Below are 17131 nucleotides of genomic sequence, written 5' to 3' on the forward strand. Positions count from 1 at the left end.
GTTTTAGGAGTAGGGTATTGCCACGAATTTATAAATTTAGGACAAAGTTTGTCGTTTTGTCTATTACTACTTCAGAATTTTCTTTGTGCGGAGTGTGCCCAATATTAGGGATGATTAAGGACTTAGATTTTCCAGTAGTTTTTCGAACAATACTGTAGACTTGTTCTAAAGTTCCGTACTCATCATTTTCTCCTTGAATAATTAAAGATGGACACTGTATGTTTGAAAGATAGTTTTCAATATTCCAATCTAGAAAAGAGGGAGATAACCAAGTTTCCGTCCACATTCTAAATACATCCTCTGTATTATTCTGGTGATATTTAGTCAGCTTATCTTTTAGATTGGTTGTTTTATAGGCAATTTTGGCTTTGCGAATTCCTTGTAAAGTTTCTTTTTCTACAAATACATGTGCTCCTTCGGTAATTATACCAGTTACTTTTTCAGGATATAAAGAAGCCGTAAGTAATGCAATAGTGCCTCCATCACTATGACCAAAAAGGATAACTTTTTTTAACTCTAGGGTATCAATTAATCGTGCTAATATTTCAGCTTCCTTTTTAAGATAATCTTTGCTTCTTTTAGTTTCTGAAAACCTTTCTGATTTTCCATACCCCTGACGATCATAAGAAAGTACATTAAAGTTTGTAGACTTTTTTATTTTGTTTGGAAAATCTCTCCAAAGTTCTATACACCCTAAGGAATCGTGTAAAAATATTATGGTAGGTTTTGATAGGTTAAATGATCTAAGATCTTCAGAAAGTCGTATTCTGGTTGTATCAATATTAATATCCAAAGTGATAGGTATAAGTAAATAATGCCCAAAAATAGGTTAAAGTCTATACAATTTATATATTTTGCATGACCAAAGTTGTAACGCTCACTAATTTTTTGCGTCTAGCATTATAAACAATTGAATAAATGAAAAAAGTATTATTGTCATTGACCATTAGCGTCATGCTAATTGGATGTGGATCAGTTAATCAAAAAAATGGGATTGCTTCTAAAGTTCCAATAAGTACAGAGGTTGATTTAACTCAGGTTACAGATGATAAAGTTCCTGTGGTTATTAATCCCGGAAGGTTTATACAAGATACTGTTAAATATTATCTTCCAAAGGTTGTCCAAGGAACATATGCAGTTAGTGATTTCGGAAAGTTTGTAGATGGTTTTAGAGCATTAGATTATAATGGAGCTGAACTGAAAACGGAAAAGGTTGATACTAATACTTGGCTGATCGCAAATGCGAAACAATTGGATAAGATTGTGTATGAAGTTAATGATACTTATGATATCGAGAATACTGGAGTAGGGACACCTTTTTCTCCTTCTGGCACTAATATTGAAGAAGATAATTTTGTATTAAACTTACACGGATTTATAGGGTATTTTGATGTTTTAAAAAATAACCAATATGCATTAGAAGTAAGAGCTCCTACTACAATGCAACGAACTTCTGCTTTACAAAATGTTGGTTCTGAAAAAAGCGAGGATGGTACGGTTACAGTTGATAAATATTTTGCTGCAAGATATTTTGATATTACCGACAACCCTATGATGTACGGTAAATTAGATGTAGAAGAGTTTGAAGTAGGAGGAATTAAAATCGTTTTAAGCGTATATTCTCCAAACAAAACATACACTGCAGCTGGAATTAAAGAAACTGTTTTTAAAATGATGAAGGCCCAGAAAAAGTATTTGGGAGATATTGATAGTACTCCAAGATATGATATTTATTTATATCTGGCGCCTCAGTCGCAGACTGCTCCTACCGGTTTCGGAGCATTGGAGCATCACACATCTACTGTAGTCGTATTGCCAGAAGCTATACCAGAGGATGCATTGGCATCTGCAATGATAGATGTAGTATCTCATGAGTTTTTTCACATCGTAACACCTTTAAGTGTTCACTCAGAAGATGTACACTATTTCGATTATAACGATCCTACTTTTTCTAAACATTTATGGATGTATGAAGGAGTTACAGAGTATTTTGCTAGTGTTTTTCAGATAAACCAAGATTTAGTTGGAGAAGAAGAGTTTTATACTAAGATGATGGGTAAAATTGAATCGGCTAACTTATATGATGATGCGATGAGTTTTACTGTAATGAGTGAAAACATTTTAAACGAACCTTATGCTAAAAATTATGCAAATGTTTATGAAAAAGGAGCTTTGATAGGTATGTGTGTTGATATACTTATACGAGAAGAAAGTAAAGGAAATCGAGGTATTTTATCTCTAATGAAGGAACTATCCCTAAAATATGGTAAGAATAAACCTTTTGAAGATGATAAAATAATTGAAGAAATTGTTGAAATGACCTATCCATCTATTGGAGAGTTCTTAAACAAACATGTGGTTGGAGATACTCCTATTAATTATAACGATTTTTTCAAGAAAGTAGGTCTTTCAGTGGGTGAAAAAAATATTGAAACAGATTATGTAAGAAACGGTAGTTCTATAATAGTTGGAGGAGATCAGGATAAGAAAACTATATTTTTTACAGAAGAAGTTACTGAAAATAGTTTCTGGGCGGATAATGGAGTACAGCCATTTGATGTAATAAAGGAGATCAATGGAACAGAATTAACTTTGTTAAATGCAAATTCTGTCTTACAAGGAACGCTACAATGGAAAGTAGGTGATGAGGTAGAGGTAAAATTGGATAGAGAAGGAAAAGAAATTATAATAAAAACAAATCTTACTAAATCCTATACTAAAGGTAAAGCTTTAAGTGATACCGAAAATCCAACAAAAGCACAATTAGAATTACGAAATTCTTGGCTAAAAGGATAGTTCAAAAGTATAAAAGAATAAAAAAACGGATCAAATTGATCCGTTTTTTTATTAAAAGAATTTTATATTTAATTTGAAATATTTTTTTTTAAGATAAAGTTTCAGGAAACCCATCCACTCCAGCTGCTAGACGATCCCTTTTAACTTTAATCTTTTTCCTCATCCAATCAGGATATTCAGAATCATCTTCAGCCTCATAAATTTTAATTTCTTGCGAATCATCAGGCTGTATAAGGTCTTCTTGTCTGCATTTTAGAATTTTTGCGGCAGTTTCCACACCAGAATAGCCAGCTCCAGCAACACCATGAGATAAAACACTGGCTCCACATAAATAGAGATTCTCTATTTCGCTTTTTGCTTTATAAGCAAAAGGTCCTATCTGCCAAAAACTTTTTTCTGTTCCATAAACACAGCCATTGGTAGAATTAATATAATATTCATTGGTAATCGGTGTTCCCAATTCCTTTTGTACAATGTTACTTTTTATTCCAGGAATAACTGTCTCTAGAGTTTTAATCATCTTAGACATTAATTGATCTTTAAAATCTAAATAGGCTTCAGAACGTCTACTATCTTCATTCTTAAATTGATTAAAGGATTCGTGGTTAATATAAGTAATGGCTTCTATAGTATGGTACCTACCATCAAAACTTATAGGATCTTTAAGTGTAGTGCAACTAATAAACATTCCAGGAAACGTATCACCTTCTAAAATATTAATTTTTTGAGTTTCTTCAAATATAGTATCAAGATCCTCGTGAGCCATCATCCAAATATTCCCAGAGTCTAAACCTGCTTTGCGCATATCCATATCAACTGTTAGAAATAACATTAATGAAGTACAAGAGTATTTCGTTTTATTTAAACGTTTATTAAGCTTTTTACTAATATGCTCTCTCCCTATTAAATCAATAAATGTTTTTCCTGGATCGGCATTAGAAATAATTCTTTTTGCAAAAATTTGTTCTCCATTTTCTAATTGTACTCCAATCGCTTTCTTTTTCTTGTTACCCTCTAATAAGATTTGTTTTACTTTTTGACTAGTTCTGATTTCTCCTTGATGTTTTTTTAGTGCTTTTGTCATTGCTTTTACCAAAGCACCGCCACCACCAATTGGGTAATAACCACCACTAGAATAATGTCCCATAACCGCTGCATGTAATGGAAAACTTGCTTGTCCTGGTGGTAATCCGTGATCACCAATTTGTATGTTTAAGACAGCTCTAAGTAATGGGCTTTTAATATGTTTTTTAATCACTTTTCGTAAACTAAATACACTGTACTTCCCCATGTTTTTAGTTCGGAATGGTATGGTTAGATGCGCCCAGAAACCTTTTACTTTGGGAATTAATTGTAATTCATAACAAACATCACTAACTAGTTTTAAATAACTAGAGATTCCTTTTTCTTCTTCAGGAAATTTTTCACTTAGTGTTTTTTTGATATTCTCGTATCCTGCAGGCATATCAATTCGCTTATCACCAATCCAGCAATGTTCATAAGCATCAGGATTCATTCTAAAAAAAGAAATATCATTTGCAATTCCTAAGCCTTCATAAAGTGTACTGGTCGATTCTCCTTTATTTAGTAGACCTACATAATGAACTCCGGGAGTATAACGATATCCTTTAAGATAAAAGCTATGACACCATCCTCCAGGAACATCGTGTTGTTCTAGTACTAAAACTTTTTGACCAGAACGAGCTAGGCAAATTGCAGAAGAAAGTCCACCAGCACCAGATCCAATAATTATGGTGTCATATTTTTTATTGTCACTTGAAGATATTTCCGAATAGTTTTCTTTTTCCATACACTTTAATACCTGTTGTTATATCTTAGGTTTAGCAATTTTTGTTAAAGGTATAGTTTTTTAGAATACAGAAGAAATGGCTAATAAGGATATCTTACATTTAAATTACTACTGTAATATAAATAATAAAAACTGTTGGATAATTAATATTATATGGTTTCAACAAATTCTTTAAGTCTATCAAAGACAGATCCCCAACCGTTCATAAAGCCCATTTTTTCTTGTTGTAGACAATATTCTTCGGTAGGGTGGACTACATTAAAAGTAAAATTAGTTTTATCTCCATTCTTTTCAAATAGCGCTTGTATTTCTACTCCTTCTGTCATTGGTTTAAAATTAGCAGATGACGATATTTTTTTGTGCTCTATGATTTCGGTGTAGACACCTTCTGAGATAAATTCATTACCATCGGGCATTAACATTGAATATTTCCATGTTCCTCCAACACTAAAATCATGAGAGATAACTTTAGTTTTCATTCCTTTTGGTCCCCACCATTGAGCTATATGTTCAGGTTGTGTCCAAGCTTGCCAAACTAATTCTATTGGTGCATTAAAGGTTCTACTTAATGATAATGTGCGTTTGTTTAAATCATTCATTGTTTAGGTTTTAGATTGTAGTTTATTTAAATATTCTTCGAAAGAGTCTAATTTTTCTTCCCACAAATTTTTGTATTGATCTATCCATAGGAATGCAGGAACAAGGTTTTTAGGCTGAATCAGGCAGTATCTTTCTCTACCTTTTTTATTTATTGATATGATACCACATTCTTCGAGGATCTTTATATGTTTGGAGATAGCCGGTCGGCTAATATCAAATTTTTCTGCTATCGAATTAATAGATAGTGTTTGTTCTGCTAGTAAAGAGATGATATCTCTTCTAACGGGATCTGCAATAGCTTGAAAAACATCTCTTCTCATTATTAAAGTGTAACTGATTGGTTACAAATATAAATGTAATCATTTGGTTACACAAGTTTTGTTGTGGTTTATATATCATAGATTTTATTTATTGTGAATTCATTTAAATATATAATTAATCTATATGTAATAGAAATGCAATTCATTAAATTTGGTAACACATACTTTAAAACTCAATAGATATTATGGATAATTCACAAAACGGAGGAGACATCAGTAAATGCCCATTTATGGGTGGACCTCAAAAAGAAAGCGCGGGCGCGGGTACATCGAATAGAGATTGGTGGCCAAATGAATTAAAATTAAATATTCTTCGTCAAAATGGATCAAAGTCGAATCCTATGGGTGATGATTTTGATTACGCGAAGGCATTTAATAGTGTTAATTATGAAGAACTTAAAGCTGATATAGTAGCTTTGATGACAGATTCTCAAGATTGGTGGCCTGCAGATTATGGCCATTATGGAGGTTTAATGGTGCGAATGGCATGGCATAGTGCAGGTACTTATAGAGTTGGTGATGGTAGAGGAGGAGCGGGAACCGGTAATCAACGTTTTGCACCTTTAAATAGTTGGCCAGATAATGGAAACTTGGACAAAGCACGATTATTATTATGGCCAATTAAACAGAAATATGGTAAAAAGATTTCTTGGGCAGATTTAATGATTCTTGCAGGGAATTGCGCAATAGAATCTATGGGTTTAAAAACTTTTGGATTTGCTGGAGGAAGAGCAGATGTATGGGAACCAGAACAAGATGTTTATTGGGGTGATGAAACAGAATGGTTAGCTAATAAAGAACGTTTCGCAGATGGCGATCTCGAAGGATATCTTGGTGCGGCTCATATGGGGTTAATTTATGTGAATCCAGAAGGTCCCAATGGCTCGTCTGATCCATTGGGGACGGCTAAACTTATGAAAGAAACGTTTGGTAGAATGGCGATGAATGACGAAGAAACTGTTGCGCTTACAGCTGGAGGTCATACTTTTGGAAAGGCTCATGGTGCTGCAGACCCAGATAAATATGTAGGAGCCGAACCACATGGAGCTTCTATTCAAGAGATGAGTTTAGGTTGGAAAAATACGTATGGTACAGGAGTATTAGATGATGCTATTACTAGTGGTTTAGAAGGTGCTTGGACACCTAATCCGGATAAATGGGATTATGATTTTTTCAAAGTATTATTGGATTATGATTGGGAACAAACAAAAAGTCCAGCAGGAGCAAATCAATGGACTCCAACTGCGGATTCTGGAGCTCCTACAGCACCAACTGCAGGTGATGCTTCGAAGAGACAAGCTTTAATGATGACTGATGCCGATATGGCATTAAAAATGGATCCTGATTATTTAAAGATTTCTCAGCGTTTTCGTAATAACCCAGAAGAGTTTGAAGATGCTTTTATTAGAGCGTGGTATAAATTGACACATAGAGATATGGGGCCTGTTTCTCGTTATTTAGGTCCAGAAGTTCCTAGTGAAGAACTAATTTGGCAAGATCCAATTCCAACAGGCACGAGTCTTAAAGATTCGGATATTGCATCTTTAAAAAATATGATTTCGGTTTCTGGCCTTACGGTTTCGCAATTAGTTACTACGGCTTGGGCATCTGCCTCTACATTTAGAGGTTCTGATAATCGTGGTGGAGCTAATGGTGGACGTCTTCGTTTAGAACCACAAAGAAGCTGGGAAGTTAATAATCCTAAAGCTTTATCAGAAGTTTTAAGTGTTTATGAAGGGATTCAAAAAGATTTTTCAGGAGATGTTTCTATTGCTGATTTAATTGTATTAGGTGGTAATGTAGGTGTAGAATTAGCAGCTAAAAATGCTGGGATCAATATTTCTGTACCTTTTACAAGTGGTAGAGGAGATGCTTCTCAAGAACAAACAGATATAGAATCATTTGGACATCTAGAACCTTTAGCTGATGGATTTAGAAATTACTTAAGAGGTGATTTAAAATTAGCTGCAGAAGAATTATTGATTGATCGTGCTCAGTTACTAACATTATCTATTCCTGAAATGACAGTTCTTGTTGGAGGTTTAAGAGTGTTAGGGGCTAATTATGACGGTTCCAATAATGGTGTGTTTACGGATAGCGAAGATGCATTAACGAATGACTTCTTTAAGAATATTTTAGATTTTACTTATACTTGGAAACCTATATCTAAGGATGATACACTGTTTGAAGGTAGTGATCGTAGAACGGGAGTAACTAAATTCACAGGTACTAGAGCTGATCTTATTTTTGGTTCTAATACAGAATTAAGAGCAGTTGCTGAAGTATATGCTTCAGAAGATGCTAATGAAAAGTTTGTTAATGATTTTGTATCAGCTTGGTCTAAAGTTATGAATTTAGATCGTTTTGATTTAAAATAATATTGAAATTGAAAAATTGATTTTTTTAAAAGGTGATCTATACTGTAGGTCACCTTTTTTATTTGCACACAATATTTTGAAAATCAGATTTATTGATTTTGTAAAATATAGCGTTAGGGATTCCTTTGCAGTCACTTTTTTTCCAAAATATCATGCCTATTTTTTCCAAAACTTTAATGGAAGCTTTGTTTTCTGATGCCACTCTTGCAATAATTTCTTTAATACCTAATTGAGTAAATCCATATGCTAATACGGCTATTGAAGATTCTGTCGCATATCCTTTATTCCATTTATTTCTAAAAAAACGAAAACCGATATCAATATCTCCATCTTCGTTTCGTTTAAGACCACACCAGCCAATAAAATCATTTGTGTCTTTAAGTAATACAGCCCAGCGTCCATACCCATTCATATTATACTCTTGATAATTTTTTAAAAAGGATTTTGCATCTTCAATCGATAAAAAAGGATAATCACCTGTGTATTTTAAAACCTTAGGATCAGAATTTAATGAAAAGAACTTTTCTGCATCAGAAACTTGTAGTTCACGTAATATTAATCGTTTGGTTTCAGTAATCATAACTGCTTTATTTTTTTTTAGAGTAAGTTTTTTCGATGTAAAAATATTTAAGCTTGTATTTTTTTAATTTTTATCAAGATGCGTGTATTTAGAAATCTAATAACTTAGTTTAGTAGAAATACTATTTTTAATTTAGATGTATAAGATATTAAAGAATAAGTATTTTATAATATTAAATCATACTTTAGAAAAGTATGATAAGTGTTTTTGCTAATAATATCGATCAATTTTTTAATTAATCCATTGTAGTTCAAATAATCAACAAAAACTTATTTAGAATTGTTAATTACTTTGTAAGAGGACTATTTCAATTTAGTAAGTGAAATCTTATATTAGCAAGCATTCTACCTAAAATTTTATGAGTAAGGAAACTAAATATACCGAAGATAATATACGATCCCTCGATTGGAAAGAGCATATCCGTATGCGACCTGGAATGTATATTGGAAAATTAGGTGATGGATCTTCAGCTGATGATGGAATCTATATTTTATTAAAAGAAGTGCTTGACAATTCTATTGATGAATATGTTATGGGCGCTGGTAAAACGATCGAAATTTCAATACAAGGAGATAAAGTAATTGTTAGAGATTATGGACGTGGAATCCCTTTAGGTAAAGTTGTAGATGTAGTTTCTAAAATGAATACCGGTGGAAAATACGATTCAAGAGCATTTAAAAAGTCCGTAGGGTTAAATGGTGTTGGTACAAAAGCTGTTAATGCCTTATCCACGTATTTTAGAGTAGAATCTACTAGAGATGGAAAATCTGCATCTGCAGAATTTGAAAAAGGAAACCTTACGAATCAAGATACTCTAGACGAAACCTCTAGACGAAGAGGAACAAAAGTTTCTTTCGTTCCTGATAATACCATTTTTAAACATTATAAGTATCGAACGGAGTATGTGGCGAAGATGCTTAAAAACTATGTGTATCTAAATCCTGGGTTAACCATCATTTTTAATGGAGAAAAATATTTTTCAGAAAATGGACTAAAAGATCTGCTTTCAGATAATATTAATGAAGATGATAGGTTGTATCCTATTATTCATTTATTAGGTAATGATATAGAAATAGCAATTACGCACAGTAAAACTCAGTATAGTGAAGAGTATCATTCTTTTGTGAATGGACAGCATACTACCCAAGGTGGAACACATCAAGCTGCTTTTAGAGAAGCTGTGGTTAAGACTATTAGGGAGTTTTACGGTAAGAATTATGAGGCTAGTGATATTCGTAAATCAATTGTTTCTGCTATTAGTATAAAAGTAATGGAACCAGTTTTTGAAAGTCAAACAAAAACGAAGTTAGGTTCTACGGAGATGGGTGGAGATTTGCCAACTGTTAGAACTTATATTAATGATTTTGTAAAAACAAAATTAGATAATTTTCTACATAAGAACTCAGATGTAGCAGAGGCACTGCAAAGAAAAATACTACAAGCAGAACGAGAACGAAAAGATTTATCTGGTATCCGTAAACTGGCTCGTGAACGAGCAAAAAAAGCAAGTTTACATAATAAAAAACTAAGAGATTGCCGAGTTCATCTTACTGATAGCAAAAAAGACAGGAATTTAGAGAGTACTTTATTTATTACCGAGGGAGATTCTGCAAGTGGATCAATAACAAAATCTAGAGACGTAAATACACAAGCCGTATTTAGCTTACGTGGGAAACCGCTAAATAGCTACAATATGAGTAAAAAAATTGTGTATGAAAATGAAGAGTTTAATTTATTACAAGCAGCATTAAATATAGAAGAGTCCTTAGAAGATCTTAGATATAATAATATTGTAATTGCTACTGATGCCGATGTCGATGGAATGCACATAAGGTTATTATTAATTACATTTTTTCTTCAATTTTTTCCAGAAGTAATTAAAGAAGGTCATTTGTATATTCTTCAAACACCACTTTTTAGAGTACGAAATAAAAAAGAAACCATCTATTGTTATTCTGAGCAGGAAAGAAGAGATGCTATTGAAAAATTGTCTGGAAAGCCTGAAATCACTCGATTTAAGGGATTAGGAGAAATATCGCCAGATGAATTTGTTCATTTTATTGGAGATGATATTCGTTTAGATCCTGTAATGTTAGATAAAGATAAGTCTATAGAAGAGCTACTATCTTTTTATATGGGAAAAAATACACCTAGTAGACAAGAATTTATTATCGAAAATTTAAAGGTAGAATTAGACGCAGTAGAAGAGTAGTACTAAAGGAATACAAAAAAGTGCCCCAGAAAAAGGTATGGATATAGAAAACGAAAACGAAGAATTACATAATGAGTTAACCCCAGAGGATCATCAACCTCAGGAAGTGATTACCAAAGTTACTGGGATGTATAAAGACTGGTTTTTGGATTACGCATCTTATGTAATCTTAGAACGTGCAGTCCCAGCAATAGAAGATGGATTAAAACCTGTGCAACGAAGAATTCTTCATTCTATGAAAGATTTGGATGATGGGAGATATAATAAAGTTGCAAATATAGTGGGGCATACAATGCAATATCACCCGCATGGTGATGCAAGTATTGCTGATGCTATGGTGCAGATTGGACAACGAGATCTGTTGATCGATATGCAGGGTAACTGGGGTAATATTCTTACAGGTGATAGAGCTGCCGCATCTAGATATATTGAAGCGCGTTTATCAAAATTTGCTTTAGATGTTGTTTATAATCCAAAAGTTACCGATTGGCAATTATCTTATGATGGTAGGAAAAAGGAACCAATAAATCTTCCTGTAAAATTCCCATTACTTCTTGCTCAAGGGGCCGAAGGTATTGCAGTAGGATTAAGTACTAAAATTCTTCCTCATAATTTTATTGAACTGATAGAAGCTTCAATAAAACATTTACAAGGAAAACGTTTTACAATACTCCCAGATTTTCCAACTGCAGGAATTGCTGATTTTACTAACTATAATGATGGAAACCGCGGAGGAAAAGTTAGAGTGCGTGCAAAAATCTCACAATTAGACAAGAACACATTGGTTATAAATGAGATACCCTTCTCTACTACAACCTCTAGTTTAATAGATTCTATCCTTAAAGCTAATGATAAAGGTAAGATTAAAATAAAAAAAATAGAAGATAATACCGCTGCTGAAGTGGAGATATTAGTGCATTTGCCAGGAGGTATTTCTCCTGATAAAACTATAGATGCATTATATGCCTTTACTAATTGTGAATCATCTATTTCGCCGTTGGGATGTGTTATCGAAGAGAATAGTCGTCCTAATTTTATAGGAGTCTCCGAAATGTTAAAACGTTCTACGGATAATACCTTAGAGCTGCTTAAAAAAGAGTTGGAGATTCAATTAAATGAATTGCAAGAACAATGGCATTTTGCATCATTAGAACGAATTTTTATCGAAAACCGTATTTATCGTGAGATAGAAGAGGAAGAAACCTGGGAAGGAGTAATACAAGCAATTGATAAAGGGTTACAGCCTCATATAAAACACTTAAAACGTGCAGTTACTGAAGAGGATATTGTACGTTTGACAGAGATTAGAATTAAAAGAATCTCAAAATTTGATATTGATAAAGCGCAACAAAAAATTGAAGCGTTAGAAGATGATATAGCACAGGTAAAATATCATTTAGAACATCTTGTAGAATATGCTATCTCTTACTTTAAGAGGTTAAAAGATACTTATGGTAAAGGAAGAGAGCGTAAAACCGAAATCAGAATTTTTGATGATATTGAAGCTACGAAAGTTGTTATAAGAAATACAAAACTATATGTAAATAGAGAAGAAGGTTTTGTAGGTACATCATTGCGTAAAAATGAATATGTAACTGATTGTTCTGATATTGATGATATTATTTGTTTTATGGCAGATGGTAAAATGATGATAACAAAGGTGGATGCTAAGACTTTTGTTGGGAAAGACATTATTCATGTTGCGGTCTTTAAAAAGAAAGATAAACGTACTATTTATAATATGATTTATCAAGATGGTAGAGGAGGAGCCTCATATGTTAAGCGTTTTGCAGTTACTAGTGTTACCAGAGATAAAGAATATGATTTAACCCAAGGTAAGAAAGGTTCTAAAGCAACTTATTTTACTGCAAATCCTAATGGAGAAGCAGAAGTGATTACTATTTTTCTTCGCCAAGCGGGAAGTATTAAGAAGCTGAAATTTGATCTTGATTTTTCTGACTTATTGATAAAGGGTAGAGGAGTAAAAGGAAATATTGTTACTAAGTATAATATTAAAAAAATTGAGTTAAAGGAGTTAGGGGTTTCTACATTGAAACCTCGTAAGATTTGGTTTGATGATACAGTTAGAAGATTGAATGTTGATGGAAGAGGAGAGCTTTTAGGTGAGTTTAAAGGAGAAGATAGGTTGTTGATAATCAATCAAAAAGGCGTTTTGAAGACAATTGTTCCAGAGATTACAGTTCATTTTGGATCTGATATGATAGTTTTAGAGAAGTGGAAACCTATGAAACCAATTTCTGCTATTTACTGGGATGGAGATAAGGAAAGATATTATGTAAAACGATTCATAGTAGAAAATGCGGATCGAGAAGAGACTTTTATTTCCGATCATCAGAAATCGTTTTTAGAAATTGTCTCTACCGATTATAGACCAATTGCGGAGATAGTATATAATAAAATTAGAGGAAAAGATCAGCGACCAAATGATGAGATAAGTCTTGAGGATTTTATCTCAATAAAAGGTATAAAAGCACAAGGAAACCAATTAACTACAGAAAAAGTAAGACAGATTAATTTATTAGATCCTTTACCGTATGATGAGCCGGATGATATTCCAGCAGAAGAAATAGAAGTAGTTGAGGAAGAATCTGTAACTCCAGATTCAAAGATATCTGGAGATGTAGAATCTGGTAATGGTGTTTCATTAGACGGTGAAGATGATGATGGAGATGGAGAACAGACAAGTTTGTTCTAAAAAGAATATTCTAGTAAATTAAAACAATTGTATTAGTGATTCTTAGTAGACAATTAATTTATCTACTACCTTTTGATTATTGATGTTTAATGAAACAAAGTAAACTCCTTTTGTTAAATTAGAAATTTTTGCTATGTTCTCTGTGTTGTCATAGCTTTTTGATAACACCATTTTACCTGAAGTATCATAGATTTTAAGTTTTTTAGTTGTGTTAGTTTTTTTAAACTTTATATAAGCTTCATCAATCGCTGGATTAGGGTAAATCTCAAAATAAGAATTGGGGTTATTGATCTCGTTTATTCCTAGTGTCGTATTGTCTGCAACTATATTAAGTTCGTTAAACTCAAAACTACCACTACTTTGGTATCCTTCTACAACAAAAGAAACTTCGTGTAGTTTTCCTAAATTCATATCAATAGATTCCCATTGCTCAAAATGTTCAGAAATATCTATTGTACCACTATTTCTTGTGTCTCTTCTAATACTAAAATATTGCTGGAAAGTAGCGATTCCAACAATTGATGGTTGATTTACTCTTGTGTTTTCATAAATATCGTAAATACTTCCGTTTATTTCGAAAGACTTTTTTAATACTGCTCCATCAGCCATTGATGGAATCCAATTTCGCCAGTCTTCAATAATATAATATTCTACAAGGGGATCAATAGTCCATCCATAAATAGATAGATAGGAGTTTCCTGAAGAAGTAGAAGGGTTGTAGTTACAGTTATATGTAGCGAAAAAGTTCCCTATTTCTTGATGTTCTTGTGTTTGATTGTACCCTAATCCTCTTCTCGCTAAATAGTTCAATATACCATCCCATTCTCCACTAAATAATGCTTCATTTCCCAGTGTCATGCAAGCAGTTCCTTGAGAATTTTGATTCCATAACTCATATCTAAACCCATCTTCTTCTCCGGCAATTTGTTCTGATCCTGATTGTATACAATAGGTCTGTGCTTTAGTATTTCCAAGAGATAATATTAGAAATAAAAATGAAAGGATAATTCGAAATGTTGATTTGTAAAATAAGTTCATTATAATTATTTTTTATGTTTCAAAAAATTGATTTTAAGCAAGTTGTAACTATTTACTTAAAGTGATTAATTAGTTAGGTGAAATCAAGATAAAATTCTTTAATAACTATGAGAAACAAAAAATATTGAGGATATTGAATGTTTTTTTTACTTAAATTTTAAGTAAAAATTTTTCAGTTTTTTGATTATGAATATATTAATTAGGACTTTTTTACAAATTTGGTTAAAATGACAATATGCTGACCACTTACTTTTCCTTCTATATGTTCAGGATTGTCGTGGACTAAAGAAATATTGCGAACAGCAGTTCCTCTTTTTGCGGTAAAATTAGCTCCTTTAACATTTAGATCTTTTATTAAAACCACATTGTCACCTGCATTAAGTAAAGCTCCATTAGAGTCTAAATGCTTAATCTTAGTACTTTCATCATCACCTTCTCCTGTAGCTTTAGCCCATGCTAAAGTATCATCGTCCAGATATAGCATATCTATAAGATCTTGTGGCCACCCTTCAGATTTTAATCTATGAAGCATTCTATACGCCATGACTTGTACGCCAGGGACTTGACTCCACATACTATCATTAAGACAACGCCAATGATTAGGGTTCATTGTAAGAACATTTTCAATTTGATCTTTACAAATAGAGCAAATAAGAATACTAGAGTCTAACCCTACATTTGGAGATTCTGGGATATCATATGTTGATAGATTATCAGTAGCACCGCATAATTCGCATGTAGTATGACTACGATCTTGTAATTCTTTTAGTTTACTCATTCTTGATTTATAAGTTGTAAAACTAGCTCTCTTGGCTGCTTAATTTTCCTTTTTTACGTAGTTTAAAGTTGATAAACTCTACAAATAACGAAAATGCGATAGTAAAATATAAATATCCTTTTGGTATCGTACCTACTTCTGAATCAAATATCTGTAAATGCGCTAGATGTGCAGCTTCAGCTATCAACATAAATCCAATTAATATTAAGAAAGATAGTCCGAGAATCTGGATAGATGGGTGTTTGTTTACAAAACGACCAACAGGAGTAGCGAACAACATCATAATTAAAACAGAAATAACTACCGCAATAATCATGATAATCAAAGCATCTGTTGGATTATCACTCAATCCATTAGTCATACCAACTGCAGTAAGTATGGAATCAAAAGAGAAAACCACATTAATCAATGTAATCTGAATAATAGCTTTAGATAAAGAACTTGAACTCTTTTCTTTTATTTCTTTCTCTTCTTCTCCTTTTTCATCTACTTTTTCATGGATTTCATGGACACTTTTGTATAATAAGAATATTCCTCCTCCAAATAATATTAGGGATTGACCACTAATTCCTGCTTCTATCCAAGGAAGATTGATGTGCCAAAAAGGAGCCTCCATTGCTACAAGTAGGGAGATACCAAATAGTAAAACAATCCTCATTACCATAGCTAATAACAAACCAATGTTTGTAGCTTTTTTTTGTTCTTGATCAGGTAATTTACTAGAAGCTAATGAAATAAATATAATATTATCAATTCCTAGCACAATTTCTAGAAAGGTTAGTGTTAACAATGCTATCCAAGCATCTGCTGTTGCGAAAATCTCAAACATTACTTAATTTTTTTGGCAGTTCCTTTTTGTTTATTTTTTTTAACACCTACAAGCCCATATTCAAAGGTATAAGTATCTTTTTCTGTAGTTAATATTTTCATGTGTATAGCCTTTTCTTCAGCCATGTTTTTTGGGTGAAGTTTTTTTACAATATACTCACAATCATTAATCCAACGAATACTAGCGGTGTCACTTCTACCTTGAAAATAATCAATCTCTATAGAATCATTACGTATAAACGTTGTTTTAGCAAGTTCTCCGTTTAGATATGTCTCAAATTCAAACGTTCCTGTTTGAAATTCTGTACAGTCCCGTTTTTGTTGGTAACATCCTGTAAACAGAGCAGAGATAAATAATAAAAAAATAAATCGTTTCATAAAAGTATAATAACGAGAAACGAAAATAAATCTATTTCAACAGATTTTACAGTAACCAGTATAAAAGTTGTTAAGATATTTAATTCTTATAAACGTCGAAAGTACCATCCTTATAAAAAAATACTATCTGGCTAATATTTTTATTTGTCGAATTAGTTTTAATTATTGGTGCTATTGTTTCTTCTGGAGCATCCTTGGGTAAAGGTATATCATTATTAGAATGTGAAAATAGGTCTTGTTCTGATTCCGTTTCGGTAGGTGATATTATTGGAGTAGGAGTTATGGATTCTTTTTGTGCAGGTGTTTCTTGTTCTTGTTTAGGGATTTTTGACTTAGGAAATGATCCTTGTCCGTATAAAAGCCAATATAACTCTGCTTCAGGGTAGGCTTCAGTAATCTTCATAACAAAATCTAGGCTAGGTTTATTTCTACCAGATAAAATATGAGAGATAGAAGAACGACCAACACCCATAGCATCGGCAAACCCTGAGGCCGAGACGTGATAAAATTTCATGATTTCTTGGATTCTTTTTCCAAAAGCTGCAGTGTTTACCATTGTAAACCGTTTTATAATTAGCAATGTGTTACAAAGGTAAACAAACCCTACAAAAGAATAGTTTACAATTGTAACTTTAAGAATAATAAACAATTCTAATATTAAATAGAAACTATAAGTAAACATGTTTTAATAATTGAA

The 17131-nt window shown here is 32.5% G+C and carries 14 protein-coding genes; 4 read left to right on the plus strand and 10 right to left on the minus strand.

What is annotated here, in order from left to right; all coding sequences use genetic code 11:
• Window positions 1–28 precede the first annotated feature (28 nt).
• Window positions 29–793: an alpha/beta fold hydrolase gene (locus J8L88_RS03515; protein WP_247666410.1), complete on the minus strand. Its 765-nt coding sequence runs from the start codon at window positions 791–793 to the stop codon at window positions 29–31.
• Window positions 794–918: 125 nt separating this feature from the next.
• On the opposite strand from J8L88_RS03515, the gene J8L88_RS03520 reads away from it, so the two are divergent.
• Entirely contained in the window at window positions 919–2796 is a 1878-nt protein-coding gene (locus J8L88_RS03520; RefSeq protein WP_211059966.1) for a peptidase M61, read from the plus strand.
• Between the two features lie 88 nt (window positions 2797–2884).
• Here J8L88_RS03520 and J8L88_RS03525 read toward each other — a convergent pair whose 3' ends face one another.
• The 3 genes from J8L88_RS03525 to J8L88_RS03535 form a co-directional block, all read right to left on the minus strand.
• On the minus strand, window positions 2885–4606 hold the full coding sequence (locus J8L88_RS03525) for an NAD(P)/FAD-dependent oxidoreductase (protein WP_211059967.1): 1722 nt from the start codon (window positions 4604–4606) through the stop codon (window positions 2885–2887).
• Between the two features lie 149 nt (window positions 4607–4755).
• The gene (locus J8L88_RS03530) at window positions 4756–5205 is read right to left on the minus strand and encodes an SRPBCC domain-containing protein (protein ID WP_027391710.1); all 450 of its coding nucleotides are present in this window, start codon (window positions 5203–5205) and stop codon (window positions 4756–4758) included.
• Between the two features lie 3 nt (window positions 5206–5208).
• Window positions 5209–5526 (minus strand): helix-turn-helix transcriptional regulator, encoded by a 318-nt coding sequence (locus tag J8L88_RS03535; protein WP_118385997.1) that lies wholly within the window; start codon window positions 5524–5526, stop codon window positions 5209–5211.
• A 185-nt stretch (window positions 5527–5711) separates the two neighbouring features.
• Here J8L88_RS03535 and katG point away from each other — a divergent pair, with 185 nt between their 5' ends.
• Window positions 5712–7904, plus strand: coding sequence for a catalase/peroxidase HPI (gene katG, locus J8L88_RS03540; protein ID WP_211059968.1), 2193 nt, complete (start codon window positions 5712–5714; stop codon window positions 7902–7904).
• Window positions 7905–7962: 58 nt separating this feature from the next.
• On the opposite strand, the gene J8L88_RS03545 is transcribed toward katG, so the two are convergent.
• Window positions 7963–8484 (minus strand): GNAT family N-acetyltransferase, encoded by a 522-nt coding sequence (locus tag J8L88_RS03545; RefSeq protein ID WP_118385999.1) that lies wholly within the window; start codon window positions 8482–8484, stop codon window positions 7963–7965.
• Window positions 8485–8842: 358 nt separating this feature from the next.
• On the opposite strand from J8L88_RS03545, the gene J8L88_RS03550 reads away from it, so the two are divergent.
• Together J8L88_RS03550 and J8L88_RS03555 are read left to right on the plus strand one after the other, a co-directional pair.
• Complete coding sequence (locus J8L88_RS03550; RefSeq protein ID WP_027391706.1) at window positions 8843–10696, plus strand: DNA topoisomerase IV subunit B; 1854 nt, start codon at window positions 8843–8845, stop codon at window positions 10694–10696.
• 37 nt (window positions 10697–10733) lie between these two features.
• Window positions 10734–13412 (plus strand): DNA gyrase/topoisomerase IV subunit A, encoded by a 2679-nt coding sequence (locus tag J8L88_RS03555; protein WP_035084218.1) that lies wholly within the window; start codon window positions 10734–10736, stop codon window positions 13410–13412.
• 42 nt (window positions 13413–13454) lie between these two features.
• On the opposite strand, the gene J8L88_RS03560 is transcribed toward J8L88_RS03555, so the two are convergent.
• The 5 genes from J8L88_RS03560 to J8L88_RS03580 form a co-directional block, all read right to left on the minus strand.
• Window positions 13455–14450, minus strand: coding sequence for a glycoside hydrolase family 11 protein (locus J8L88_RS03560; protein WP_211059969.1), 996 nt, complete (start codon window positions 14448–14450; stop codon window positions 13455–13457).
• Between the two features lie 199 nt (window positions 14451–14649).
• On the minus strand, window positions 14650–15228 hold the full coding sequence (locus J8L88_RS03565; RefSeq protein ID WP_211059970.1) for an alkylphosphonate utilization protein: 579 nt from the start codon (window positions 15226–15228) through the stop codon (window positions 14650–14652).
• Window positions 15229–15250: 22 nt separating this feature from the next.
• Entirely contained in the window at window positions 15251–16057 is an 807-nt protein-coding gene (locus J8L88_RS03570; protein ID WP_027391703.1) for a TerC family protein, read from the minus strand.
• Window positions 16057–16434, minus strand: coding sequence for a hypothetical protein (locus J8L88_RS03575; RefSeq protein ID WP_027391702.1), 378 nt, complete (start codon window positions 16432–16434; stop codon window positions 16057–16059). Before J8L88_RS03575 ends, J8L88_RS03570 begins: the two co-directional genes overlap by 1 nt.
• Before the next feature lie 79 nt (window positions 16435–16513).
• Window positions 16514–16990: a helix-turn-helix domain-containing protein gene (locus tag J8L88_RS03580; protein WP_118386003.1), complete on the minus strand. Its 477-nt coding sequence runs from the start codon at window positions 16988–16990 to the stop codon at window positions 16514–16516.
• Window positions 16991–17131 lie beyond the last annotated feature (141 nt).

The sequence above is a fragment of the Aquimarina sp. MMG015 genome (genome assembly GCF_018100855.1).
Classification (GTDB): domain Bacteria; phylum Bacteroidota; class Bacteroidia; order Flavobacteriales; family Flavobacteriaceae; genus Aquimarina; species Aquimarina latercula.

Coding starts and splice junctions, on each gene's coding strand:
- J8L88_RS03520 (WP_211059966.1), top strand. CDS start 919: ATGAAAAAAGTATTATTGTCATTGACCATTAGCGTCATGCTAATTGGA.
- J8L88_RS03525 (WP_211059967.1), bottom strand. CDS start 4,606: ATGGAAAAAGAAAACTATTCGGAAATATCTTCAAGTGACAATAAAAAA.
- J8L88_RS03530 (WP_027391710.1), bottom strand. CDS start 5,205: ATGAATGATTTAAACAAACGCACATTATCATTAAGTAGAACCTTTAAT.
- J8L88_RS03535 (WP_118385997.1), bottom strand. CDS start 5,526: ATGAGAAGAGATGTTTTTCAAGCTATTGCAGATCCCGTTAGAAGAGAT.
- katG (WP_211059968.1), top strand. CDS start 5,712: ATGGATAATTCACAAAACGGAGGAGACATCAGTAAATGCCCATTTATG.
- J8L88_RS03545 (WP_118385999.1), bottom strand. CDS start 8,484: ATGATTACTGAAACCAAACGATTAATATTACGTGAACTACAAGTTTCT.
- J8L88_RS03550 (WP_027391706.1), top strand. CDS start 8,843: ATGAGTAAGGAAACTAAATATACCGAAGATAATATACGATCCCTCGAT.
- J8L88_RS03555 (WP_035084218.1), top strand. CDS start 10,734: ATGGATATAGAAAACGAAAACGAAGAATTACATAATGAGTTAACCCCA.
- J8L88_RS03560 (WP_211059969.1), bottom strand. CDS start 14,450: ATGAACTTATTTTACAAATCAACATTTCGAATTATCCTTTCATTTTTA.
- J8L88_RS03565 (WP_211059970.1), bottom strand. CDS start 15,228: ATGAGTAAACTAAAAGAATTACAAGATCGTAGTCATACTACATGCGAA.
- J8L88_RS03570 (WP_027391703.1), bottom strand. CDS start 16,057: ATGTTTGAGATTTTCGCAACAGCAGATGCTTGGATAGCATTGTTAACA.
- J8L88_RS03575 (WP_027391702.1), bottom strand. CDS start 16,434: ATGAAACGATTTATTTTTTTATTATTTATCTCTGCTCTGTTTACAGGA.
- J8L88_RS03580 (WP_118386003.1), bottom strand. CDS start 16,990: ATGGTAAACACTGCAGCTTTTGGAAAAAGAATCCAAGAAATCATGAAA.